Annotated in this window: 21 protein-coding genes and 1 riboswitch; of the genes, 4 read left to right on the plus strand and 17 right to left on the minus strand. The window is 70.4% G+C overall.

Annotation, left to right across the window (positions count from 1 at the left end):
- Positions 1–94: 94 nt before the first annotated feature.
- Positions 95–529 (plus strand): hypothetical protein, encoded by a 435-nt coding sequence (locus AB0I51_RS36685; protein WP_362982720.1) that lies wholly within the window; start codon positions 95–97, stop codon positions 527–529.
- A 10-nt stretch (positions 530–539) separates the two neighbouring features.
- Here AB0I51_RS36685 and AB0I51_RS36690 read toward each other — a convergent pair whose 3' ends face one another.
- From AB0I51_RS36690 to AB0I51_RS36715, 6 genes are all read right to left on the minus strand, one after another.
- The gene (locus AB0I51_RS36690) at positions 540–1,634 is read right to left on the minus strand and encodes a phosphotransferase family protein (RefSeq protein WP_362982721.1); all 1,095 of its coding nucleotides are present in this window, start codon (positions 1,632–1,634) and stop codon (positions 540–542) included.
- Positions 1,635–1,646: 12 nt separating this feature from the next.
- Positions 1,647–2,747 (minus strand): hypothetical protein, encoded by a 1,101-nt coding sequence (locus tag AB0I51_RS36695; RefSeq protein WP_362982722.1) that lies wholly within the window; start codon positions 2,745–2,747, stop codon positions 1,647–1,649.
- A 343-nt stretch (positions 2,748–3,090) separates the two neighbouring features.
- The gene (locus tag AB0I51_RS36700) at positions 3,091–4,272 is read right to left on the minus strand and encodes an acyl-CoA dehydrogenase family protein (RefSeq protein ID WP_362982723.1); all 1,182 of its coding nucleotides are present in this window, start codon (positions 4,270–4,272) and stop codon (positions 3,091–3,093) included.
- A gap of 229 nt (positions 4,273–4,501) precedes the next feature.
- Positions 4,502–5,161 carry a TetR/AcrR family transcriptional regulator gene (locus AB0I51_RS36705; protein WP_362982724.1) on the minus strand — a complete coding sequence of 220 codons (660 nt, stop codon included), beginning with the start codon at positions 5,159–5,161 and terminating at the stop codon, positions 4,502–4,504.
- A 65-nt stretch (positions 5,162–5,226) separates the two neighbouring features.
- A complete protein-coding gene (locus AB0I51_RS36710) occupies positions 5,227–5,373 on the minus strand; it encodes an SCO1431 family membrane protein (RefSeq protein ID WP_362982725.1) in 147 nt (48 codons plus the stop codon).
- A gap of 101 nt (positions 5,374–5,474) precedes the next feature.
- Positions 5,475–6,842, minus strand: a complete 1,368-nt coding sequence (locus tag AB0I51_RS36715) for a peptidase C39 family protein (RefSeq protein WP_362982726.1) — start codon at positions 6,840–6,842, stop codon at positions 5,475–5,477.
- A 204-nt stretch (positions 6,843–7,046) separates the two neighbouring features.
- Between AB0I51_RS36715 and AB0I51_RS36720 the strand changes: the two genes are divergently transcribed.
- Positions 7,047–7,667, plus strand: a complete 621-nt coding sequence (locus AB0I51_RS36720; RefSeq protein WP_362982727.1) for a hypothetical protein — start codon at positions 7,047–7,049, stop codon at positions 7,665–7,667.
- A gap of 433 nt (positions 7,668–8,100) precedes the next feature.
- Positions 8,101–9,960 (plus strand): AAA family ATPase, encoded by a 1,860-nt coding sequence (locus AB0I51_RS36725; RefSeq protein ID WP_362982728.1) that lies wholly within the window; start codon positions 8,101–8,103, stop codon positions 9,958–9,960.
- A gap of 105 nt (positions 9,961–10,065) precedes the next feature.
- Here the strand turns inward: AB0I51_RS36725 and AB0I51_RS36730 are convergent, their stop codons facing one another.
- The 10 genes from AB0I51_RS36730 to AB0I51_RS36775 form a co-directional block, all read right to left on the minus strand.
- Positions 10,066–11,136 carry a hemolysin family protein gene (locus AB0I51_RS36730; protein WP_362982729.1) on the minus strand — a complete coding sequence of 357 codons (1,071 nt, stop codon included), beginning with the start codon at positions 11,134–11,136 and terminating at the stop codon, positions 10,066–10,068.
- Complete coding sequence (locus tag AB0I51_RS36735; protein WP_362982730.1) at positions 11,133–12,467, minus strand: hemolysin family protein; 1,335 nt, start codon at positions 12,465–12,467, stop codon at positions 11,133–11,135. Before AB0I51_RS36735 ends, AB0I51_RS36730 begins: the two co-directional genes overlap by 4 nt.
- 175 nt (positions 12,468–12,642) lie before the next feature.
- Positions 12,643–13,086 (minus strand): PH domain-containing protein, encoded by a 444-nt coding sequence (locus tag AB0I51_RS36740; RefSeq protein WP_362982731.1) that lies wholly within the window; start codon positions 13,084–13,086, stop codon positions 12,643–12,645.
- A gap of 14 nt (positions 13,087–13,100) precedes the next feature.
- Positions 13,101–13,949 carry an ATP phosphoribosyltransferase gene (gene hisG, locus AB0I51_RS36745; protein WP_362982732.1) on the minus strand — a complete coding sequence of 283 codons (849 nt, stop codon included), beginning with the start codon at positions 13,947–13,949 and terminating at the stop codon, positions 13,101–13,103.
- Positions 13,950–13,997: 48 nt separating this feature from the next.
- Complete coding sequence (locus AB0I51_RS36750; protein WP_018534786.1) at positions 13,998–14,270, minus strand: phosphoribosyl-ATP diphosphatase; 273 nt, start codon at positions 14,268–14,270, stop codon at positions 13,998–14,000.
- Between the two features lie 33 nt (positions 14,271–14,303).
- Positions 14,304–14,789, minus strand: a complete 486-nt coding sequence (ribH, locus tag AB0I51_RS36755) for a 6,7-dimethyl-8-ribityllumazine synthase (protein WP_362982733.1) — start codon at positions 14,787–14,789, stop codon at positions 14,304–14,306.
- A 48-nt stretch (positions 14,790–14,837) separates the two neighbouring features.
- The gene (locus tag AB0I51_RS36760) at positions 14,838–16,127 is read right to left on the minus strand and encodes a bifunctional 3,4-dihydroxy-2-butanone-4-phosphate synthase/GTP cyclohydrolase II (protein ID WP_362982734.1); all 1,290 of its coding nucleotides are present in this window, start codon (positions 16,125–16,127) and stop codon (positions 14,838–14,840) included.
- The gene (pnuC, locus tag AB0I51_RS36765; RefSeq protein WP_362982735.1) at positions 16,124–16,768 is read right to left on the minus strand and encodes a nicotinamide riboside transporter PnuC; all 645 of its coding nucleotides are present in this window, start codon (positions 16,766–16,768) and stop codon (positions 16,124–16,126) included. Before pnuC ends, AB0I51_RS36760 begins: the two co-directional genes overlap by 4 nt.
- Positions 16,765–17,367, minus strand: coding sequence for a riboflavin synthase (locus tag AB0I51_RS36770; RefSeq protein ID WP_200708876.1), 603 nt, complete (start codon positions 17,365–17,367; stop codon positions 16,765–16,767). Before AB0I51_RS36770 ends, pnuC begins: the two co-directional genes overlap by 4 nt.
- 150 nt (positions 17,368–17,517) lie before the next feature.
- Positions 17,518–17,648: riboswitch (FMN riboswitch) on the minus strand.
- A 218-nt stretch (positions 17,649–17,866) separates the two neighbouring features.
- Positions 17,867–19,117 carry an ROK family transcriptional regulator gene (locus tag AB0I51_RS36775; RefSeq protein WP_362982736.1) on the minus strand — a complete coding sequence of 417 codons (1,251 nt, stop codon included), beginning with the start codon at positions 19,115–19,117 and terminating at the stop codon, positions 17,867–17,869.
- 179 nt (positions 19,118–19,296) lie between these two features.
- On the opposite strand from AB0I51_RS36775, the gene AB0I51_RS36780 reads away from it, so the two are divergent.
- Positions 19,297–20,508, plus strand: a complete 1,212-nt coding sequence (locus AB0I51_RS36780; RefSeq protein WP_362982737.1) for an MFS transporter — start codon at positions 19,297–19,299, stop codon at positions 20,506–20,508.
- On the opposite strand, the gene AB0I51_RS36785 is transcribed toward AB0I51_RS36780, so the two are convergent.
- The gene (locus tag AB0I51_RS36785) at positions 20,468–20,932 is read right to left on the minus strand and encodes a thioesterase family protein (RefSeq protein WP_362982738.1); all 465 of its coding nucleotides are present in this window, start codon (positions 20,930–20,932) and stop codon (positions 20,468–20,470) included. The two genes, AB0I51_RS36780 and AB0I51_RS36785, sit on opposite strands and share 41 nt — an antisense overlap.
- Positions 20,933–21,233: the final 301 nt, after the last annotated feature.

Consider the following 21,233-nt stretch of genomic DNA (forward strand, 5'->3'; position numbering starts at 1 on the left):
GTTCTCGTGATTACCGCGGAGACCGGACGGGAAGTGCTTGCTGTGGTCGAGGCCGCAGCGCCTTCACGGCCCAGCCCAGTAGGGGGAGAAACCCATGCAGAGTCTTAAGCGCCCTGGACGCACCGCGCCCAGGCGGCCGCAGCTCGTCGCCGAGTCCGAGCCGGAGGGCGTCGAACCCGACGGTTTCGAGGCCGACGAACTCGACGAGTACGACACCTTCGAGATGTACCGGGTGATCTGCCCGGACTGCGTGCAGCCCATCGCGCTCCTCGCGGACGAGGAGGTCCTGCCGGAGCACGCGCTGTGCGCCTCGCCGTGGAACCCGTTCGGGCTGACGGTCTGTGCCGGTACGGGCCGTCGGGCGGCCGACGCCCGGTCCGCCGACGAGTCCGCGGAACCCCAGGAGCAGGACACCGCACTGCTGTTGACGCTCCCTCAGGGACTCGACTGGCGGACACAGCCCTTCTCGCACGTCGGTGGCCCCAGCTCGCGTCCGATGCGGGTGCCCGACATGCGCCGCGCCGCCTGAGCGCTCTCGCTCAATCCCAGTAACTGCCCTGCACCATGGCCCGCAGGCTGCCGTGGTGCAGGATCAGTGTGTCCGGGTCCGCCGGGACGGCCGCCTCCCCGAAGTGCACCTGCCGGTAGGCGACGCGCAGCATCACGATCGCGTGCCGCAGGGCGGCGTACAGGGTGTAGAAGTCCATGTCGCGCGGGGTGTGGCCGGTGAGTTCGGCGTACCGGGCCTCCACCCGGTCCCGGCGGAAGAACTCCGGCAGGCCCGCCTCGCCGAAGGCGACCGTGAGGTCCTGGAAGAAGCGGTGCAGATAGACGGTCCAGCCGAGGTCCACCTCGCGCGGGGCCGACGCCGCCATCTCCCAGTCGAGGACGGCGACGGGGTCGAAGCCGTCGTAGACGACGTTCCCGATGCGCGCGTCGCCCCAGTTGAGGACCGTCTCGCCGGGGTCGGCCGGCCAGAGTTCCGTCAGCCGGTCGAAGGCGCTCTCGATGAGCGGTGAGCCGGCGAGTCCGTCGACAACCCATTCGTAGTAGGCGCGTTGGGATGCGACGTGGCGGCCGAGCGCGTCGCCCTCACCGGGGAGCGCGAGGAACTCGGTCTCGGTGGGCGGGACTTGGTCGTGGAGGCGGGCGATCAGTCCGATCGAGGCGGCCTCCAGACGCTCCCGTTCCGCGTCGGTCGCCGCGTGCAGCCAATTGCCCTCGTACGTATAGGGCATGACGTCCGGCGGCACACGTCCCGCTACGCGTTCCATGACGAAGAACGGGGCGCCGAGCGGACCCGGGTCCTCCTCCAGCCAGCGGACCTCCGGTACCGGGAGGTCCGTGCGGTCGGCGACCAGGCGCATGGTGCGGAACTGGCGCGGCATGTCGTAGACCGGGAAGACGGTGTACGCCGCCGGGTCGGCCGCGAGCCTCAACGCGCAGGCCCGCAGGGGGGGTTCGGGGTGTTCGATGTCGAAGAGCAGGGTCTCGCTGGACATGCCGTTCGACGCGGGAACCGTGATGTCGACAGCCTTGGCGCCGGGCAGGCGGGTGTCGAGCCAGGCGGTGAGGCGGTGGGCGAGTTCCTCGGGGTCGCGGGTGGTCGTACGGGGGCGGGGTGCCGTGGCCATGTGTCAACTCCCCTACGGAGCAACCGAGTCGAAGCCGGTGAAGCCGCTCGGGTCGTGGCGGCCGAAGGAGCCGTGCTCGAAGATGCCGTGACCCACCTGGCCGTCGAGGCGGAAGCGGGCCGCGTGGTCGGTGACTCCGTAGGCCGCGAGCGGGGCGGGTTGAGTGAGGTCGTAGGTGCGGCGGTCGAGCCACTCGCGGCCCCGCCAGGTGCCGTGCTGCCAGTCGTCGGCGGGCGGGTAGCCGGCGCCGACGGCCAGGGGTGAGGAGGCCAGGATCTCGACCTCGAGTTCCTGCGGTTTGCGGGTGTCCCCGAGGTGGACGAGGGCGCGCTCGGGCCGGCGGGTGCCGGAGCGGTAGGTGATCTCGGCCTGGGGCCAGCCGAGTTGGCGGTCGCGGTGGCCGGGGCGGACGACGGTCGCCTCGTTCAGGGTGCGGTGGCCGTCGGCGTCCTCCTGGATGATCACCATGAGGAAGCGGCCCTCGAAGCGTACCGGGCACCAGATCCAGTGGAAGCCCTCGGTCGGGTGGTCCACCGCGAGCCGGCCGCCCTCCTCGCCGGGGATGGGCCGCACGCCCCAACTGCGGTCACGGGTACCGGTCCACCCGTCGGCGGTGACCCGGAACTCCTCGTCACCGGCGCGGATCACGCCCTCAACACCGCCCGCCTGGACGAAGCGGCGTCCTTCGAGGGTGAGCCGGTCGCCGCGGTACTGGACGTGGTGGGGCTCCCAGAGCGCGGGGAACTCGGCGGTCCAAGTGAGGTCGTACGAAAGGGAGTTGTCGTCACAGCGCAGGCGCAGGCGTCGGAGTGGCTCCTCGACCTCAATGCGCAGCGGGCCGACCGCGAGGTGCATGCGGTCGTCACCGAGGGCGTCCGAGGCGCGGACGGCGTGCAGGGTGTCGCCGGTGCGGAGGGTCGCGTAGGCGTCGATCACGCCGACGTTGGGGTAGACGCCGAGGCCGAGGATGAGCAGGGCGCGTCCCTCGTGGTCGAGGACGTGGAAGATGCAGCGGTCGTAGGCGTTCCGGTCGCCGGTCGCTACGTGCTTCATCGACAGGGGGACCTGGTGCACGGGGTACTCGTCGAGGGGCACGGGACGGTCGTCTGCCACGGCTAACCTCCCCTGGGGACAGTGGAGGTGACGGTACGTCAGGTGTCGTGCGGTAGCCAGAGGCGAGAGCCGTACGCCGGTGAACTCACGCTCGATTTCCCGCGCCGGTGACCTGCCGCCGGGCTCTTACGTTGCCCTGGTATGACCCCCACATATGCGCCGACCGGGCGTCAGCGCCGAATCTACGTCCCCGCACCCGCAGAATCGGTTCAGCCTGCTCCGCCGCAGCCGCAGGATCCGCCCATCTACCGTGATCTCATGCGGACTTGGGCCGACCGGGGCCGCACCTTGCCGGGGCGGCACGACCCGGAGTGGGTGCGGCTGGCGGCGCCGCCGGCCGGGCTCAGCCAGTTCGGTGGGCTTCGGGACCCGCGAGATGGCGGGCGATGACCATGCGCTGGATCTGGTTGGTGCCCTCGACGATCTGCAGGACCTTGGCCTCGCGCATGTAGCGCTCGACCGGGAAGTCCGCGGTGTAGCCGTACCCGCCGAGCACCTGGACGGCGTCGATGGTGGCCTTCATCGCGGTGTCGGTGCAGTGCAGCTTGGCCATGGCGGCCTGTTTGGCGAAGGGCCGGCCCGCGTCGCGCAGCCGGGCCGCCGCGAGGTAGAGGGCACGGCCCGCCTCGATCTGGGTGGCCATGTCGGCGAGCATGAAGCGCAGGCCCTGGAAGTCGGAGATCGGGCGCCCGAACTGCTGCCGTCCGGTCGCGTACGCCACCGCCTCGTCGAGCGCCGCCTGTGCCAGGCCGATCGCGCAGGCCGCGATGCCGAGCCGCCCGGAGTCCAGCGCGGACAGGGCGATGGCGAAGCCCTGGCCCTCCTCGCCGAGGCGCCGCTCGTCGGGGACCCGGACGCCGTCGAAGTGGACCTGGGCGGTGGGGGAGCCCTTCATGCCCATCTTCTTCTCCGGTGCCGCGCCACTCAGGCCGGGCGCGTCACCGGGCACCAGGAAGGCGCTGATCCCGCGCGGGCCGTCCTCGCCGGTGCGGGCCATGACCGTATAGAAGTCGGCGATGCCACCGTGCGTGATCCAGGCCTTGGTGCCGTCGATCACCCAGCCCTCGCCCTCCCGCACCGCCTTGGTGCGCAGGGAGGCCGCGTCGGAGCCGGAGGACGGCTCGGAGAGGCAGTAGGCGCCCAGCAGTCCGCCGCCGAGCATCGTGGGCAGGTACTCGACCTGCTGCTGCTTGGTCCCGTAGTTGGCCAGCGCATGGCAGGACAGAGAGTGGACGCTGACGCCGAGGCCGACGGTGAGGCGGGCCGCCGCGAGTTCCTCGAGCACCTGGAGGTAGACCTCGTAGGGCTGGTCGCCGCCGCCGTACTCGGAGTCGTAGGGCAGGCCGAGCAGTCCGGACTCGGAGAGCAGGGCGAAGACCTCGCGCGGGAAGTGTCCGGCGTCCTCTTCCTCGGCCGCCTTCGGGGCGATCTCACGCTGCGCGATGTCGCGGACCAGCGAGATCAGATCCCGGGCCTCGTCCGTGGGCAGTTGCCGGTCCACCGGCTGCGGGGCGCGGTCGGGCATGGCGACGCTCTCCTCCCTGTCGGGACATCGGCGGGCGTACGCCTGGGGTCGAGGCGCCTGCGCCGGATATCGCACGGGTACGGCCACTGCTCCCGCTCCCGGGTCTCGGAAGCGGCTGACCAGCGGCTCTGCGCTGTGAGTATGCCCGATCGGAGGTCTGCCGTCACCAGTTAACGACCGCTTACTTCGAGAATAACCCGGTCGTCCGGAACAGGTCGGAAGCGCCCGCTCAGCCGTCCCGGCGGGCCGGGGCCGGGGCCGGACATGTCGGGTCCAGTTCCTCGATCGCGCGCAGGGTGCCGCCCAGGGTCTTCACGAGGAGTTCGCGCATCGTCTCGCGGGACAGGTCGGGGCCGCTGATCCACTCCAGGGTCGCGCCCTCGACGCTGCACACCCAGCCGAACAGGCCCATGCGCGCGAGGCGGGAGATGTCGCTGCGGCCGTAGGCCCCCGTGGCGATGGTCTCGACGATGGCCGCGCGCACGCCGTCGCGGATGGCGTGCACCTCGGTGTCGAAGCCGACGCCGCCGCTGACGATGGTGCGGTAGGCCGCCTGGTTGTGCTCGGCCCAGCGGAGATAGCTGTCCATCGTGCGCTGTACGCGGTCCAGTTGGGGCAGTTCGTAGCCGCTGGCCGCGAAGGTCACCAGGTCGGCGACGGAGTCGTTGATGATCGCCAGGTAGTAGCCGCGCTTGGACTGGAAGTAGTAGTAGATCAGCCCCTTGGCGACATGGGCCTGCCGCGCGATGTCGTCCATGGACAGCGCGTCGTAGGACGTGTCGGCGAACAACTTCCGGCCAATGGTGATGAGTTCGGCGCGGCGCGCCAGGGAACGCTCGGTACCGCGCGCCCGGGGACGTGCGACGTCACGCTGCTGACTGATTTCCAATTTCGACTCTGGCTCTCCAACTGGGCTTGGTCAACCGCAGTATGGCAGGTCGGTTATGCGTCAGGTCACAACAGGCCGATTTGGGTCACGAGCATCGCGATCACCACGACGAGGGTCCAGCCCATGACGTGCTCGGCGATCTTCGGGCCGTCGCCCTTGGGGCCGCCGGTGCGGGCGCGGGTGCGGGCGGCGTCGGCTGCGTGTGCGGTCATGGTGGCTCACAGAGGTCGGATGTGCGGTGGACTCCCCCGTTCTGTCCACCTTGCCATCCATATCGCCTTTCGAGTCGGAGACCTTGGTCACAGACTCCGCGTCAGCGCACGCCCACCGCCGCGAGTGCCGTGCGCTGGCGGGCGGTCGGCCGCGCCGGGAAGTAGAGGTAGCAGACGCCGCCGGTACCGGAGGAGAGCTTGCCGGAGGCGTTGTACCGCTTGGTGCGCAGCCAGATGTTCTCGAACTCCCGGCGTTTGTAGACGCGGCGGACGGCCGGATCGCTGGGCGAGTTGGGGTCGTTGGCGATCACGTCACCGTCGGAGGAGAAGCCGATCACGGTCATCAGATGGCCGGCGGTGCCGTATCCCGCGCCGGTCAGCTCGCTGCTGAGGAACGACTGTGACGTTATGGCCGGGATGCCCGCCGCGATGAGCGTCTCCAGGTCGGTGAGCGAGCCGAGCCTGGTGACCACGCCCTGGAGGTCCTGGTACGTCGCCGCGTAGGCGGCGTTGAACGGCCAGTTGCCGCAGCCCTGGTACTGGTAGTCGTAGGTGAAGCGCGCCGCGTTGTCGACCTGCGGGTCGGCGTAGGACGGGTCGACCCAGGCCAGTTGCTCCGGGGTGAGCCGGCCGCCCCAGTACTCGATGATCATCTGCGAGGAGGTGGGGCTGCACCAGGCCTCGCCGCCGTTGTCGTACTCGGGGTACTGGCCGGTGTGGATCTCCTGCGAGTAGCGCGGGACGATCAGCTCCTGGGCGAGTCCGGGCACGGTGGCCGGGACGGTGAAGCGGTCGGGTACGTCCGAGCCCATCGCACCCAGCCGCCACACCGTGGGGGTGAGCTTGGTGCCCGGCTTGCGGTAGAGGGTCAGGCGCAGCCGGTACGAGGCCAGGCGCAGGCCCGTGGTCGCGTCGTCGATCGCGAAGGTGTCCGTCCAGACGGCGGACCTGCCGTCCTTCTGGTCGTCGACGGAGGTCCGCTTGATGTCCTGGTCGCCGGCGGCCCAGCGGCCCATCACGTACCAGGGGGTGTCCGCGCCGTCGGAGTACGTGCCGCGCAGCTCGATCTGGATCCAGGTGCCGGCCGGGGTGTCCGCGTTCCAGGAGGCGATGGTCTCCGTCGCGGGGACGGAGAGCCTGTGGACGGGGGAGGTCCAGGTCGCGTACTCCCAGCTCGCGGTCCTGCCGGTGTGCGGGTCCGTGTAGTCGACGCTGCCGAGGGCGGTGCCGACGACGAGGCCGGGGCGGGGGCCCGGGACGGCCCGGGTGCCCTTTGCGGTACCGCAGCACCAGTCGTCGTAGGTGGTCCATGCGTGGTAGTCGACCGCGGAGGTCGGGGCCCGGTCGGAGTCAGCGGCGTCGGCGACGGTCTCGGTGTCGGCGGCCGCGGGGCCCGTGCCACTCACCACGGCGGCGCCGACCGCTGCGGCCAGGACGGTTCTGCGGGAAGGATGTTCGACTCTGCTCATGCGGAATACCCCCGGGTGTTCCGAGTCGGGACAGATCCAATGGACGGTCGTACGCCCACTATGTACGTCGGCGGTGCGCCTCTGCCAGCGTGCCACGCCTACCAATATTGGTCTCGACCACTGGCATGACCTGGGGCGCAGACCGCCGCTCCGTAGAATGCCGGGGCGACCTGCGGCATCGGCCCACGACCCCCGGGACCCCTCATGCACGACCTCGCCCACCGGCTCCGCCGACTGCCCCCGTCCTGCGGCCCGGTCCGGCTCGTCGGGGTCGACGGACACGCGGGGTCCGGGAAGTCCACGTTCGCCGGGCAGCTGGCCGCGGCCCTGGGCGGCGCGCCCGTGCTGCACCTGGACGACCTCGCCACCCACGACGAGCTGTTCGGCTGGACCGACCGGCTGCTGAGCCAGGTGATCACCCCACTCGGCCACGGCGGGACCGCGCACTACGCCCCCTACGACTGGCACACCCGGCGCTTCGGAACACCCCGCGCGCTGCCGCCCGCACCCGTGGTCCTGATCGAGGGGGTCGGCGCCGGACGCCGGGCCGTACGACCGTTTCTCGCGCGGCTGCTGTGGATGGAGCTACCCCGGGAGGAGTCCTGGGCACGGGGGCGACTGCGGGACGGGAGTGAGCAACGGGACTTCTGGGACGGGTGGGTCGAGGCGGAACGCGAACACTTTGCCGAGGACCCTTCGCGACCGCACGCGGACTTCCTGGTACGGCAGTTGCTGAAGGGGTACGAGGTGCTGACGGGGCCCTCCGGGACGATTGGACCGGACCACGAAATCACCCACGGTGACGAACCGCCCGCAGTGTGCTGAACTTGTGAAGACCGTCATGCGCGAACTTGCTTGAGTGCCTCAACTCGGCTTGACCCAGGGGCCGTACAGGTCTTACGTTCTGAATGTGCGGCCGTTCGGAGCCGCCCAGAGTCGCGAAGCCCCCGGTTGTTCCCCCGTGATCGGGGGCTTCGTTCTGCTCTCAGCCCCTTTTCCGGCCGCTACGAGCCGTGATTTGCTCACCCTGGGTCACCGGCCCGAGTGCGCCCCATCTGCTCCCACCTCGCCAAACGGCCTGTGCGGCACCCTTCGATGGGCGACTGCCCCGCAGGTACGATGCCCAGGGTGCGACCAACGGACGGCTGCTTCGCGCACCACGGCAACTCCCGTCCGCGGCACAGTGGTTCGACCCAGACTGCCGACGGGCGCCGGCCCGGCGGTGAATCAACGGGGGCACGGTTTGTGGGGGGACGTGATGGACTTCGGCACGCAGGGCCCCGAGGCCCCGGCCGACCTCGCGTGGCTGCGAGGCGTGGACGCCTACACGATGGGCGCTTATCCGCAGGCGGAGGAGGAGTTCCGCACCGCGGTACGGATGGATCCCGGGATGGCCGACGGCTGGCTCGGACTGCACGCGCTGCGCGTCGACACGACCACCGCGCTGCTGCGGATGTACCGGCACCGGGAACGCTTCGGGGAACAGCGCACCAGGCACCGCCGGACGCTCAACTCCTGGTACTGGCTGGGCTGGTGGGTCCAGCCCGTGCTGGAGAGCCCGCGCGATCTGCTGCTCGCGCACGCCTCGCACTGGCTGGACGGCCGCCATGTGCCTGAGCTGGACCGCGCGTTGGCCGGACTGCCGCCCGTCGACACCGACCACCAGGTCCGCTTCCTGCACGCCTGCCGCGCCTATCTGGTCAAGGACTGGGAGCAGCTGGTCCGGCACACCGATCCCCTGCTGAACGACCAACTCCTGGGCATCGAGGCGGGGTTGTTCGGCGGGATGGCCCGGGTACGGCTTGAGATGTACGGCCAGGCGGAGCCGCTGCTGTCCTCCGCGCTGATGCGCTGTCGCAGCGAACAGCCGCAGCGCAAGGAGTTGCGGTACTGGCTGGCGCGGGCCCACGAGGGCACCGGCCGCAGCGCCGCCGCGCTCCCCCTGTACCGGGCGGTGCACCGCGTCGACCCCGCGTTCATGGACACCTCGGCTCGGCTCGCCGCGATCACCGACTCCGACGGGTACGACGGCTCCGAGGACGTGACCGACCTCGCGGCGATCACGCTCTCCGGCGGGCAGGACGCGCTGGAGGGGCCCGACGGACTCGATCCGCTGTTCGGCGCGGAGGGGCGCGATCTGAGGCTGTCGGAGCCCGGCCTTCCGCCGACCGGGCCGCTGCCCTCGGCCGCCGACTCGGTGCGCGAGAAGACCTCGGTACCCGTTCCACCGCTGCCCACCGGTCCCACCGACCCGGTCTTATTGGAGGAGGCGCTCAACGAGCTTGAGCGCATGGTGGGGTTGGAGCCGGTCAAGCGCCAAGTCAAGGCGCTGTCCGCCCAGTTGAACATGGCCCGGCTGCGTGCCGGGCAGGGACTGCCGGTCCAGCCGCCGAAACGGCACTTCGTCTTCTCCGGTCCCTCGGGCACCGGCAAGACCACCGTGGCCCGCATACTCGGCCGCGTCTTCTACGCCCTCGGACTGCTCGGCGGTGACCATCTAGTCGAGGCGCAGCGGGCCGATCTGGTCGGCGAGTACCTCGGTCAAACGGCCGTGAAGGCCAATGAGCTGATCGACTCCGCGATCGGTGGCGTCCTCTTCGTGGACGAGGCCTACTCGCTCTCCAACTCCGGCTACGGCAAGGGCGACGCGTACGGCGACGAGGCCTTGCAGGTGCTGCTGAAGCGGGCCGAGGACAACCGCGACCACCTCGTGGTGATACTGGCCGGCTACCCGGAGGGCATGGACCGGCTGCTGGCCGCGAACCCCGGGCTGTCGTCCCGGTTCACCACCCGCGTCGACTTTCCCTCGTACCGGCCTCTCGAACTCACCTCCATCGGTGAGGTGTTGGCCGCGGAGAACGGGGACGTGTGGGACGAGGAGGCCTTGGACGAGCTGCGGTCCATCGCCGGGCACGTGGTGGATCAGGGGTGGATCGACGAGCTGGGGAACGGGCGGTTCCTGCGGACCCTGTACGAGAAGAGCTGCGCGTATCGGGACCTGCGGTTGTCGGTGTATCCCGGGATGTTGTCGCGGGACGATCTGTCGACTCTGCGGTTGCCGGATCTGATGCAGGCGTATGGAGAGGTGTTGTCCGGGCGGGGGCCTGCTGGGGGTTGAGCGGTACGCGCTGGGTGGGGTGGATCCGTTGATTCGTGCCTGCGGACCGGTGGGGGCTGGTCGCGCAGTTCCCCGCGCCCCTGAGGTGGGCACGGGGAACCAGCGTCAACCGGGCACCGCTTGCTTCAGTTCTGCTGTCCTCGGCTGTGTTGGTACATCCCTGTGCGCCGGGTCCGTCACCTCGCCCACCAGCAGCTCCAGTACGTCCTCCATCGCCACCAGGCCCAGCACCTTGCCGGAGGCGTCCGCCACCTGGGCCAAGTGCGTGGCCGCGCGGCGCATGACCGTCAGAGCGTCGTCCAGGGGGAGCTCGGAGCGCAGGGTCGTCATGGGGCGCCAGATCTGCTGCGGGACCGCCCGTTCGGACTCCTCAACGTCGAGTACGTCCTTCACGTGCAGGTAGCCCATGAAGGCTCCCGTCTCCGCAGCGATCGGGAAGCGGGAGTAGCCGGTGCGGGCGGTGAGCGCGACGATCTCGCCCGGGGTGACCGAGGGGCTGACCGTCACCAGGTTTTCGCGGCGCAGGAGCACGTCCGTGACCGGGCGGGAGCCCAACTCCAGGGCGTCCTCCAGGCGTTCCTGCTCCTCGGGGTCCAAGAGGCCGGCCTGCCCCGAGTCCTCCACCAGGCGGTTGAGCTGTTCGCTGGTGAAGACGGCCTCGACCTCGTCCTTGGGCTCGACGTGGAAGAGCCGCAGGATGCCCTGGGCGACGGCACCGAGGGCCACGGTGATCGGCCTGCAGACCCGGGCGAAGGCGACCAGGCCGGGGCTGAGCCACATCGCGGCCTTCTCCGGCGCGGCCATCGCGAGGTTCTTGGGGACCATCTCGCCGATGACGAGGTGGAAGAAGACCACGGCGGCGAGCGCGAGGACGTAGCCGAGGGGGTGGATCATGCCCTCGGGCAGGTGCATCCACTCGAAGACCGGTTCCAGCACATGGGCGACCGTCGGTTCGGCCACCGCGCCCAGGGTCAACGAGCAGACGGTGATGCCGAATTGGGCCGCGGCCATCATCTGCGGGAGCCGTTCGAGGCCGTAGAGGACCTGGCGGGCGCGGGCCGTGCCGAGGGGTTCGATCTGGCTGCGGCGGACGGAGACGAGGGCGAACTCGGCGCCGACGAAGAAGCCGTTGGCGAGCACGAGCAGCACGGCGAAGAGGAGTTGGAGGACGGTCATCGGGCCGCCTCCATGACGTTCACGGGGGGAGCGGTGCGGACCAGGCGGACCCGCTCGGCGCGGTAGTGGCCCACCTGGCGCACCGAGAGCCGCCAGCCCGGGAGTTCGGCCTTGTCACCGGGGGCGGGGATCCGGCCGAGGAGGTCGGCGACCAGGCCTGCGACGGTCTCGTACGGTCCTTCGGGCACGTCGAGGCCTATGCGTTGGAGGATGTCGACGCGGCAGCTGCCGTCGGCGTCCCAGGCGGGTTTCCCGTCCTCGGGCGGTACGGCGGCGAGTTCTGGCAGGTCATGGCCGTCGTGCTCGTCGCGGACCTCGCCGACGAGTTCCTCGACGATGTCCTCCAGGGTGACCACACCGGCCGTACCGCCGTACTCGTCGACGACGACGGCGATCGGCTGCTCGCTGCGCAGCCGGGCCAGGAGAGGCTGGACGGGCAGGGTCTCGGGGACCAGGACCGGGGACTTGGCGATGCTGGTGACGGGGGTGCGCAGCCGGTCGTGCGCGGGCACGGCCAGGGCGTCCTTGAGGTGGACCATGCCGACGATCTCGTCGATCTTCTCCCGGTAGACGGGGAAGCGGGACAGACCGGTGGCACGGGTCAGGTTGACCACGTCCTCGGCGGTCGCCGACGACTGCAGCGCGCTCACCTTCACGCGCGGGGTCATGACGTGCTGCGCGGTCAACTCGCCCAGCGACAGGGTCCGTACGAAGAGATCGGCCGTGTCCTGTTCCAGGGCGCCGGCCTGCGCGGAGTGGCGGGCCAGGGAGACCAGCTCGCCGGGGGTGCGGGCGGAGGCCAGCTCGTCGGCGGGCTCGACGCCCAGGGCGCGGACGAGGCGGTTGGCGACCGCGTTGAGCGCGGCGATCACGGGGCGGAACAGGCGGGCGAAGGCGTGCTGCGGTGCGGCGACGAAGCGCGCGACCTGCAGGGGCCGCGACACCGCCCAGTTCTTGGGCACGAGCTCGCCGATCACCATCTGCACTGCGGAGGCCAGCAGCATGCCGACGACCACGGCGACACCGGAGACCGCGCCCTCGGGGATGCCGATCGCGCTGAACGGGCCGTGCAGCAGCTGTGCCAGGGCCGGTTCGGCGAGCATGCCGACGACCAGGGAGGTGATGGTGATGCCGAGCTGGGTGCCGGAGAGCTGGAAGGACAGCTCCTTGAGCGACTCGACGACCGTGGCGGCCCGTCGGTCGCCCTCGGCGGCGGCCTTCTCGGCCTCGGGGCGCTCCACGGTGACGAGCCCGAACTCGGCCGCGACGAAGAAGCCGTTGGCCAGAATCAGCAGGATCGCCGCTCCGAGGAGCAGCAGGGGGATGGTCATGCCGCCGCCTCGATATGCCGGGAGGGGGCGGCGCAGGTACTACAGGACGATCCGTCCATCGCTGGAGGGAGTCACTCCTCGGGTAGCAGGGGGCCTCGGAAGACAGGGGGGAACACCGGTGGCGGAGGCGCGAGGAAAAACGCCACCGACAACAGATTAATCAAGACATGGCCATCTACGGCAGATCCCTTGTCGAGTGGGCCTCGGTGAGCGCCCGCAGAGTGCGCGCGTCGGCGATGGCCCTCTCCTTGGCGATGCCGGGCTGGATGCCGAGCACGGGCAGGCTCGTGCCGTCGCTGAGGTTGAGGAACACCCAGGGGTCGCCGGGGCGGAGGTTCACCTGGAGGATCTCGGCCCACTCCAGACGGCGCCTGCTGACGATGTTCACGACGGTGACACCGGACTCGTCGGCGACGACCTTCACCCGTGCGAGCACGGCCAGCACGCCGAAGAGGACAGCACCGGTGAAGACGAAGCTGAGCTTCTCCCCCGGGGTGAGCTGCTCCAGGAGCATCGCGACGGTCGTGATGACGACGAAGATCGCGACGCCCGCGGTGAGCAGCACGGCACGGGTGCGGCCCGGCCGGAACGTGACCGGCAGAGCGGGGAGTTCGGACATGATCGGCGTGTTCCTCAGAGACGGCAGGCGTGGATCGCCGTCGTCAGGATGGCCCGGGCGCCGATGTCGTACAGGTCGTCCATGATCCGCTGCGCTTCCTTGGCGGGGACCATCGCACGTACGGCGACCCAGCCCTCGTTGTGCAGCGGGGAGACGGTCGGGGACTCCAGGCCCGGGGTGAGCGCGACGGCCTTCTCCAACTGCTCGACCCGGCAGTCGTAGTCCATCATCACGTACGTCCGGGCGACCAGCACGCCCTGGAGGCGGCGCAGGAACTGCTGGACCTTGGGCTCCTCGACCTCGGCACCCTTGCGGCGGATGACGACGGCCTCGGACTTCATGATGGGGTCGCCGAAGACCTCCAGGCCCGCGTTGCGCAGGCTGGTGCCGGTCTCGACGACGTCGGCGATGACCTCGGCGACACCGAGTTCGATGGCGGTCTCCACGGCGCCGTCCAGGTGGACGACGGAGGCGTCGATGCCGTTGTCGGCGAGGTGCCCCGCGACGATGCCCTCGTACGAGGTGGCGACCGTCTTGCCCTTGAGGTCCTCCACGCTGCTGGCCGCGCCGGGCTTGGAGGCGAAGCGGAACGTGGAGCGGGCGAAGCCGAGCGGGAGGATCTCCTCGGCGGAGGCAGCGGAGTCGACGAGCAGGTCGCGGCCCGTGATGCCGATGTCGAGGCGTCCGGACGAGACGTAGATCGCGATGTCGCGAGGGCGGAGGTAGAAGAACTCGACCTCGTTGACCGGGTCGACGATCCGCAGTTCCTTGGACTCCCGGCGCTGCTGATAGCCGGCCTCATGCAGCATGTCCGCCGCAGGTCCTGACAGGGAACCCTTGTTGGGGACGGCGATGCGCAGCATGAGGTCGGCTTCCTTCGCGTGAAATGGGCTGAAGTGTCGGAACTGGTTTTACAGGTGGGCGTAGACGTCGTCCAGCGAGATTCCGCGGGCGACCATCATCACCTGGACGTGGTAGAGCAGCTGCGAGATCTCCTCGGCAGCCGCCTCCTTGCCCTCGTACTCGGCGGCCATCCAGACCTCGGCGGCCTCTTCGACGACCTTCTTGCCGATGGCATGGACGCCCTTGCCGACCAGCTCTGCGGTGCGGGAAGTGGCGGGGTCGCCGGTGGCGGCCTTCTGCTGGAGCTCGGTGAAGAGCTCCTCGAACGTCTTATTGGACATGATGTCCCAACACTACAGAGTTGCGGGCACACCTCACCGCCAGGGTTCAGATACTGAGCGGAGGGTGGCCGCCGTCGCCACGGCCGCCGTCACCGCCTCGTGGCCCTTGTCCTCGTTCGAACCCTCCAAGCCGGCCCGGTCGAGGGCCTGCTCCTCGGTGTCGCAGGTCAGGACGCCCATGCCGACGGGGACACCGGTCTCGACCGAGACCTGGGTGAGGCCCTGGACCACGCCCTGGCACACGTACTCGAAGTGCGGGGTGCCGCCCCGGACGACGACGCCCAGAGCGACGATCGCGTCGTAGCCCCGGCCCGCCAACACCTTTGCCACGACCGGGAGTTCCCAGCTGCCGGGGACCCGGAGCAGGGTCGGCTCGTCGATCCCCAGGTCGTGCAGGGCGCGCAGGGCGCCGTCCACCAGACCGTCCATCACCTTTTCGTGCCACTGCGCCGCGATGACGGCGACCCGCAGGTCTCCGACGTTGCGTACGGACAGTTCCGGTGCGCCCTTGCCACTCACGTTCTCTTGTCTCCTCGGTGACTTCTGAAGGGGTCTTACTGGTCGTTCCTACTGGTTGCCGCAGGTGGACACGGGGGCCGTGTCCAGCCAGGGCAGGTCGTGGCCCATGCGGTCCCGCTTGGTGCGCAGGTAGCGGAGGTTGTGCTCGCCCGCCTGTATCGGCATCGGCTCGCGGCCGGTGACCTTGAGGCCGTGCCGGACGAGCGCGTCCGTCTTGTCGGGATTGTTGGTCATCAGGCGCAGGCTGCGGACGCCGAGGTCCTCCAGGATCTGCGCGCCGGCGCCGTAGTCCCGGGCGTCGGCGGGCAGGCCGAGTTCCAGATTGGCGTCGAGGGTGTCCCGGCCGCGCTCCTGGAGTTCGTACGCCCGGAGCTTGGAGAGCAGGCCGATGCCGCGCCCCTCGTGGCCGCGCAGGTAGACCACCACTCCCCTGCCCTCCTCCTGGATGCGCTCCAGGGAGGCTTCCAGCTGGGGGCCGCAGTCGCAGCGCAGGGAGTGGAAGACATCGCCGGTGAGGCATTCGGAGTGGACGCGGACCAGGACGTCCTCGCCGTCACCGATCTCGCCGTGGACGAGGGCGACGTGCTCGACGCCGTCGACGGTGGAGCGGTAGCCGTAGGCCGTGAACTTGCCGTGGCGGGTGGGGAGTTGGACCTCGGCCTCGCGGCGGACGGTGGGTTCGGCGGTCTGCCGGTAGGCGATCAGGTCCTCGATGGAGATGATCGTCAGGCCGTGCTTGCGGGCGAACGGGATCAGTTCGGGGAGCCGGAGCATCCGGCCGTCCTCGCCCGCGATCTCCACGATCGCGCCGGCCGGGCGCAGGCCCGCGAGACGGGCGAGGTCGACGGCGGCCTCGGTGTGGCCGTTGCGGACCAGCACTCCGCCGGACCGGGCGCGCAGCGGGAAGATGTGGCCGGGGCGGACGAAGTCGTCGGCCTCGGTGGTGCCGCTCGCGAGGAGCCGGAGCGTGGTCGCGCGGTCAGCGGCCGAGATGCCGGTGGTCACACCGTGGACGGAGGAGGCGTCCACGGAGACGGTGAACGCGGTCTTCATCGACTCGGTGTTGTCCTCGACCATCTGCGGGAGCCGGAGCCGGTCCAGCTCGTCGCCCTCCATGGGGGCGCAGATGAGACCTCGGCACTCGCTCATCATGAAGGCGACGATCTCGGGGGTGGCCTTCTCGGCGGCGATGACGAGGTCGCCCTCGTTCTCGCGGTCCTCGTCGTCGACGACCACCACCGGGCGGCCGGCCGCGATGTCGGCGATGGCCTGCTCGACCGGGTCGAGCGAGAAGTCCTCGAAACCGTCGGTGCTGTACAGGATCGGTGCCGCTGTCATGCCGGCGCTCCTTCCATGACGGGCTGCGGGGCCTTGCGGGAGCGCAGCCACCAGTCGCGCATGCCCCACAGGACGAGTGCGCCGTAGATGACGTAGACGAAGCCGGAGAAGGCGAAGCCGTTGGCGAAGTTGAGGGGGACGCCGACGAGGTCGACGAGGAGCCAGGCGAACCAGAACTCGACCATGCCGCGGGCCTGGGCGTACATGGCGACGACCGTGCCGACGAAGATGTAGGCGTCGGGCCACGGGTCCCAGGAGAGGGAGGGGTACGCCTTGAAGAGGGCGGCGACCGCGACCGTTCCCACGGCGGCGGCGCCGACCAGGATCGCGCGCTCGCGCCAGGTGGCGAAGCGGGGGGTGATGTGACCGTCGGCGGAGCCGTCCTTGCCGCGGTTCCACTGCCACCAGCCGTAGACCGCGACGACCATGACGACGACCTGCTTGCCGGCGCTGCCGGAGAGGTGGGCGGTGGCGAACGCGGCGAACAGGATCACGCCGGAGACGAACTGGGTGGGCCAGCTCCAGATCGAGCGCCGCCAGCCGAAGGCCAGGGCGATCAGGCCGACGACGTTGCCGATCATGTCCGACCACTTGATGTGCTGGCCGAACAGGACGAAGGCCTCGGAGTTGAGCCAGTTCACGGGGTCACCTCGCGATCGCCCATGAGCCGCTCTACGTACTTGGCGATGACGTCCACTTCGAGGTTGACCGGGTCGCCGGGCTGCTTGAGGCCGAGGGTGGTCAGGTCGAGAGTGGTCGGGATGAGGCTGACCGTGAAGTAGTCGGGGCCCGCGTCCACGACCGTGAGGCTGATGCCGTCGACGGTGATGGAGCCCTTCTCGACGACATAGCGTGTGAGGTCGGCGGGGAGCGAGATCTTGACGAGCTCCCAGTTCTCGGACGGCTTGCGCTCCAACACCGCGCCGGTGCCGTCGACATGGCCCTGCACGATGTGTCCGCCGAGGCGGGCACCGAGGGCCATGGGGCGTTCGAGGTTGACGCGGGAGCCGACGGCGAGGACGCCGAGGCTGGAGCGGTTCAGGGTCTCGGCCATGACGTCGGCGGTGAACTCGTCACCCTCGTGCTCGACGACGGTGAGACAGACGCCGTTCACGGCGATGGAGTCGCCGTGCTTCGCGCCCTCGGTGACGATCGGGCCGCGCAGACGGAAGCGGGAGGCGTCGTCGAGACTCTCGACGGCGGTGACCTCACCCAGCTCTTCGACGATTCCGGTGAACACTTCCCGGGTCCTCCTGCCACATCGGGGCACGGACTCCGGGGCCTGTCGAAGACGACAGAATGAAACGAACGTAAGCACCTTGAGCGACGCCGGACAGAACCCGCCCACGCAGGACGAGCCGATACGACGGCGCGCACGAATGCCCGCCCGCCGCGCACTGCCTCCCATCCGGACTTTAACCGTCGGTCCAGGAATTTCACCTGGTCAACCGGCCGCTGGAAGCGGACGGGTCGCGGACTGTAACCGCCGGTTCGGACTTTCACCGACCCCGGAGTGCGCTGCTTCTGGTACACGGCCAGTGTGCCACGCCCGGCAAGGGTCCATCCAGGTGAAGCGTGTGGGGTGGCTCACAGAGGGTGTCGATGGACTTCTCAACCTGCCCTCACCTGCTGGACCATATGGTCTAGTCCTTTATGGATCTCCGTACGGGAGCTCCGGCCAGGACGCCATGGACCGGTCCGGCGGTGGTGACGACGGCCCTTGCCCACCGCCGGGCCACTCAGCCGAACAGCTCGTCCTGCGCGCCGTCCTGTGCCGTCAGCAGCGCACCGCGCAGGACGGCCGTGTCGCCGAGGACGCTGGGACGCACCTCCGCTGGCAGGGGTGACATACGGGCGATCCGTTCGGCCACGCGTACGGCGAGTTCCTCACCGCCGGCCTGCCCGACCTCGCCGCCGAGGACCACGCACCCGGGGTCCAGCAGCGCGACGACGGACGCGACACCGAGGGCGAGACGATCGGCGAGGGCGTCCAGGAAGCGGGCGGCACGGGCGTCGGCCACGGTTGCGACCGCCCACCTCACGCCCTCCGCCGCGGTCGCCCCGTCCACCGCACCCTCGATGCCCGACACCCGGCATTCCCGGGCCAGTTCGAGCACCGCCGCCGCACCGGCCAGTGAGTGGAAACCCCCTTCGCAGTCGGTCGCCGAGGGGAGTCCCCGGGTGCCCGGCACCGGCAGGAAGCCGAGCTCGCCCGCGCCGCCGGACGCTCCCCGGCGCAGTGCCCCGTCGAGGACCACCGCGGCGCCGATGCCCATGTCCAGCCAGAGGAGGACGAAGGTGTCCCGGTCCCGGGCCGCGCCGTCGCGCATCTCCGCCAGGGCCGCGAGGTTGGTCTCGTTCTCGACGACGACGCGGGCGTCGGGCAGCCGTTCCTGGAGGGCGGCCACCAGGCTGCGGTGCCACGCGGGCAGGCCGGTGGTGTTGCGGAGCTCGCCCGTGGCCGGGTCGATCAGGCCGGGGGCGCCGATGCCGACCGTGTGCAGACTGCCCCACTCGCGGACGGGCCCAGGCTCACGCTCTCGACGCTGAACTCCCTCAGCCTCAGGGCTAGTTGCCCGCGCCCCCGCCTCCTTCACCGCCCGCTCCACCAGCGCGACGGCCTGCTCCACCGCGGGCCCCGTCCCCGCGTCGGCGTCGATCGGCACGGACGCCTCGGCGAGGACCCGGCCGACCAGGTCGGAGACGAGCACGGAGACGCTCTCCAGGCGGACGTCCAGCGCGGCCAGATGGGCGCGGTCGCCGACGATGCCGTACAACCGGGCGTTCGGACCGCGCCGTTGGGCCCCCGACTCGCCGACCATCTCGATCAGTCCGGAGGCCGTGAGGCGTTCGACGAGGTCGGCGACGGTGGGCCGGGAGAGTCCGGTGAGCTGCTTCAACTGCCCTGCCGTCAGCGGGCCTTCGCGCTGCAGGAGACGCAGGGCGAGCCGGTCGTTGATGGCCCGGGCGGTGCTCGGGGATGCGGGCATGCCGGGAATCCTCCCAGATCGAGGGGGCGCGACGGGCGGCCGGTAATTCTCTATCTATCAGGCAGGGTTCCTGATAGTTTACGCGACGCGAGTAGGGATCGAGTAGGGATGGGGATCGAGATCGGGACCGGATCGGGATTTCGGGATCGGGCTTCGAACAGCAGCAGGAGGGGCCGGCAATGAGCGAAGTGGTCTACGACCGACACGAGGTGAAGCGCGCCCGGTACGCCGTGGCGGCCGTCTTCACCGTGCACGGCGCGGTCACCGGCTCCTTCGCGACCCGGGTGCCATGGATCCAGGAGCACGCGCATGTCGCCGCCGGCTGGCTCGGATTCGCGCTCGCCTTCGGCGCGTTCGGCGCCTCCTGCTCGATGCCGCTGGCCGGTTGGATCACGCACCGCTTCGGCAGCCGTACGGCGCTGCGCGGGCTGATCTCGCTGTGGACGATGTCCCTGGTGCTGCCGTCCCTCGCGCCGAACCTGGTCACCCTCTGCCTGGCGATGTTCACGTACGGGGCGAGCGCGGGCATGGCCGACGTCGCGATGAACGCGCTCGGCGTCGAGATCGAGCGCCTCCTCGACAAGTCGATCATGTCGAGCCTGCACGGCATGTGGAGCGCGGGCGCCCTGATCGGCTCGGCGGGCGGCACCCTGGCCGCGCATCTCGGCTCGGACGCCCGCGTGCACCATGTCATCGCGGCCCTGATCCTGACCCTGCTCGGCGTGACCGCCTGCCGCTGGGTGCTCGACAGCCAGCCGGGGGTGGAGGAGGAAGCGCCGCCGCGGTTCACACTGCCGCCCCGGTCGGCACTGCTCATCGGCGCCGTCGGCTTCTGCGCGGTGTTCGCGGAGGGGGCCAGCCTGGACTGGTCGGCGGTGTACCTGCACGACCAGTTGGGCACGTCGGCCGGGCTCGCGGCGGCCTCGACCACAGGTTTCATGCTGACGATGGCGGTGGCCCGGCTGGTGGGCGACACGGTGGTGAACCGCTTCGGCTCGGTGCGCACGGTCCGCGCGGGCGGGGTCCTGGCCGTGTGCGGCGGACTGCTGATCGTCGTCGCGGACAGCCCGGCGCTGGCGATGGGCGGCTTCGCGCTGCTCGGTCTGGGCATCGCCGTGGTCGTACCGCTGTGCTTCGCGGCGGCGGGCCGCAGCGGACCGAACCCGAGCCAGGCCATCGCAGGCGTGGCGACGATCACCTACACCTCGGGGCTGGTCGCGCCGAGCCTGATCGGTGGGGTCGCGCAGGCGACGAGCCTAGTGGTGTCGTTCTGCCTGGTCACGGTGTTGGCGGGTGGGCTCGCGGCCTTCGCGGGTGTGCTGCGCGCCGGGGACCGGGACCGCCCGAAGGTCAGCGCTCCGAGCGCAGCAGTGCCCGACCGGCAGCTCTGAAGTCCTCGCTCCAGGGCGCGGGGCGCAGCGTCCCGGGGTCCAGCCGGACCAGCACGCGGGTGCCGGTCGCGTATGTCGTCGAGCCGTCCGCCGAGCAGAGCCGGAAACCGTAGGTCAGGCCGGTCGTGCCGAGCCGGTCAAGCCACAGGTGGACGGCGTAGGTGCCGGGCCTGGTGACCGGTGCCTCGTAGCTGATCAGCAGTTCCTTCACTACGTTGCAGGCGTCGCCGGCGCTCGCCCAGTCGCCGTCGAAGCGGACGCCGTGTTCCTGCCACAGCTCGGTCCAGGCGCGTTCGACGAGGAGCGGGTAGCGGGCGTTGTGCAGCATGCCGAGGGCGTCGAGGTCGTCGAAGTGGACGGTGACCGGGATGAGCCGGCCATGGGCGAGGTCGGTGGCGGTGGCGGACGGGGATTCGACGGTCACGGCGGGGCTCCCGAGCGGTGCTGAGTGGGGCGGTGGAGACTGCGGGGACGCCCCATTCTAAGCGACCGCTCAGGAACCCCTGTTCGAGAGGGCCCAGGTCAAGCGGGGGTCGGTGCGGGCCGGTCGGCGGGAGATGAGCGGGCCTGTGGGGCCTGTGCTGCCCGGCTGGGCGGCGATGGCGGGCCTTCACACCCGGCCGGACGGCGATGGGCGGACCTCCGCAGCCCAGCCGACAACAGGTAGGCCCTCGCGGCCCAGCCGGACGGCGACGGGCAGATCTCCGCAACCCGACCGGACGGCG

Origin of the sequence: Streptomyces sp. NPDC050549 (assembly GCF_040655035.1) — a bacterium.
In the GTDB taxonomy this organism is placed as follows: Bacteria; Actinomycetota; Actinomycetes; order Streptomycetales; family Streptomycetaceae; genus Streptomyces.

What these genes read in the sequence shown, in the direction of transcription:
- AB0I51_RS36685 (WP_362982720.1), top strand. Translation starts at nt 95, where the DNA reads ATGCAGAGTCTTAAGCGCCCTGGACGCACCGCGCCCAGGCGGCCGCAG.
- AB0I51_RS36690 (WP_362982721.1), bottom strand. Translation starts at nt 1,634, where the DNA reads ATGGCCACGGCACCCCGCCCCCGTACGACCACCCGCGACCCCGAGGAA.
- AB0I51_RS36700 (WP_362982723.1), bottom strand. Translation starts at nt 4,272, where the DNA reads ATGCCCGACCGCGCCCCGCAGCCGGTGGACCGGCAACTGCCCACGGAC.
- AB0I51_RS36710 (WP_362982725.1), bottom strand. Translation starts at nt 5,373, where the DNA reads ATGACCGCACACGCAGCCGACGCCGCCCGCACCCGCGCCCGCACCGGC.
- AB0I51_RS36715 (WP_362982726.1), bottom strand. Translation starts at nt 6,842, where the DNA reads ATGAGCAGAGTCGAACATCCTTCCCGCAGAACCGTCCTGGCCGCAGCG.
- AB0I51_RS36720 (WP_362982727.1), top strand. Translation starts at nt 7,047, where the DNA reads ATGCACGACCTCGCCCACCGGCTCCGCCGACTGCCCCCGTCCTGCGGC.
- AB0I51_RS36725 (WP_362982728.1), top strand. Translation starts at nt 8,101, where the DNA reads ATGGACTTCGGCACGCAGGGCCCCGAGGCCCCGGCCGACCTCGCGTGG.
- AB0I51_RS36730 (WP_362982729.1), bottom strand. Translation starts at nt 11,136, where the DNA reads ATGACCGTCCTCCAACTCCTCTTCGCCGTGCTGCTCGTGCTCGCCAAC.
- AB0I51_RS36735 (WP_362982730.1), bottom strand. Translation starts at nt 12,467, where the DNA reads ATGACCATCCCCCTGCTGCTCCTCGGAGCGGCGATCCTGCTGATTCTG.
- AB0I51_RS36740 (WP_362982731.1), bottom strand. Translation starts at nt 13,086, where the DNA reads ATGTCCGAACTCCCCGCTCTGCCGGTCACGTTCCGGCCGGGCCGCACC.
- hisG (WP_362982732.1), bottom strand. Translation starts at nt 13,949, where the DNA reads ATGCTGCGCATCGCCGTCCCCAACAAGGGTTCCCTGTCAGGACCTGCG.
- AB0I51_RS36750 (WP_018534786.1), bottom strand. Translation starts at nt 14,270, where the DNA reads ATGTCCAATAAGACGTTCGAGGAGCTCTTCACCGAGCTCCAGCAGAAG.
- AB0I51_RS36760 (WP_362982734.1), bottom strand. Translation starts at nt 16,127, where the DNA reads ATGACAGCGGCACCGATCCTGTACAGCACCGACGGTTTCGAGGACTTC.
- AB0I51_RS36775 (WP_362982736.1), bottom strand. Translation starts at nt 19,117, where the DNA reads ATGCCCGCATCCCCGAGCACCGCCCGGGCCATCAACGACCGGCTCGCC.
- AB0I51_RS36780 (WP_362982737.1), top strand. Translation starts at nt 19,297, where the DNA reads ATGAGCGAAGTGGTCTACGACCGACACGAGGTGAAGCGCGCCCGGTAC.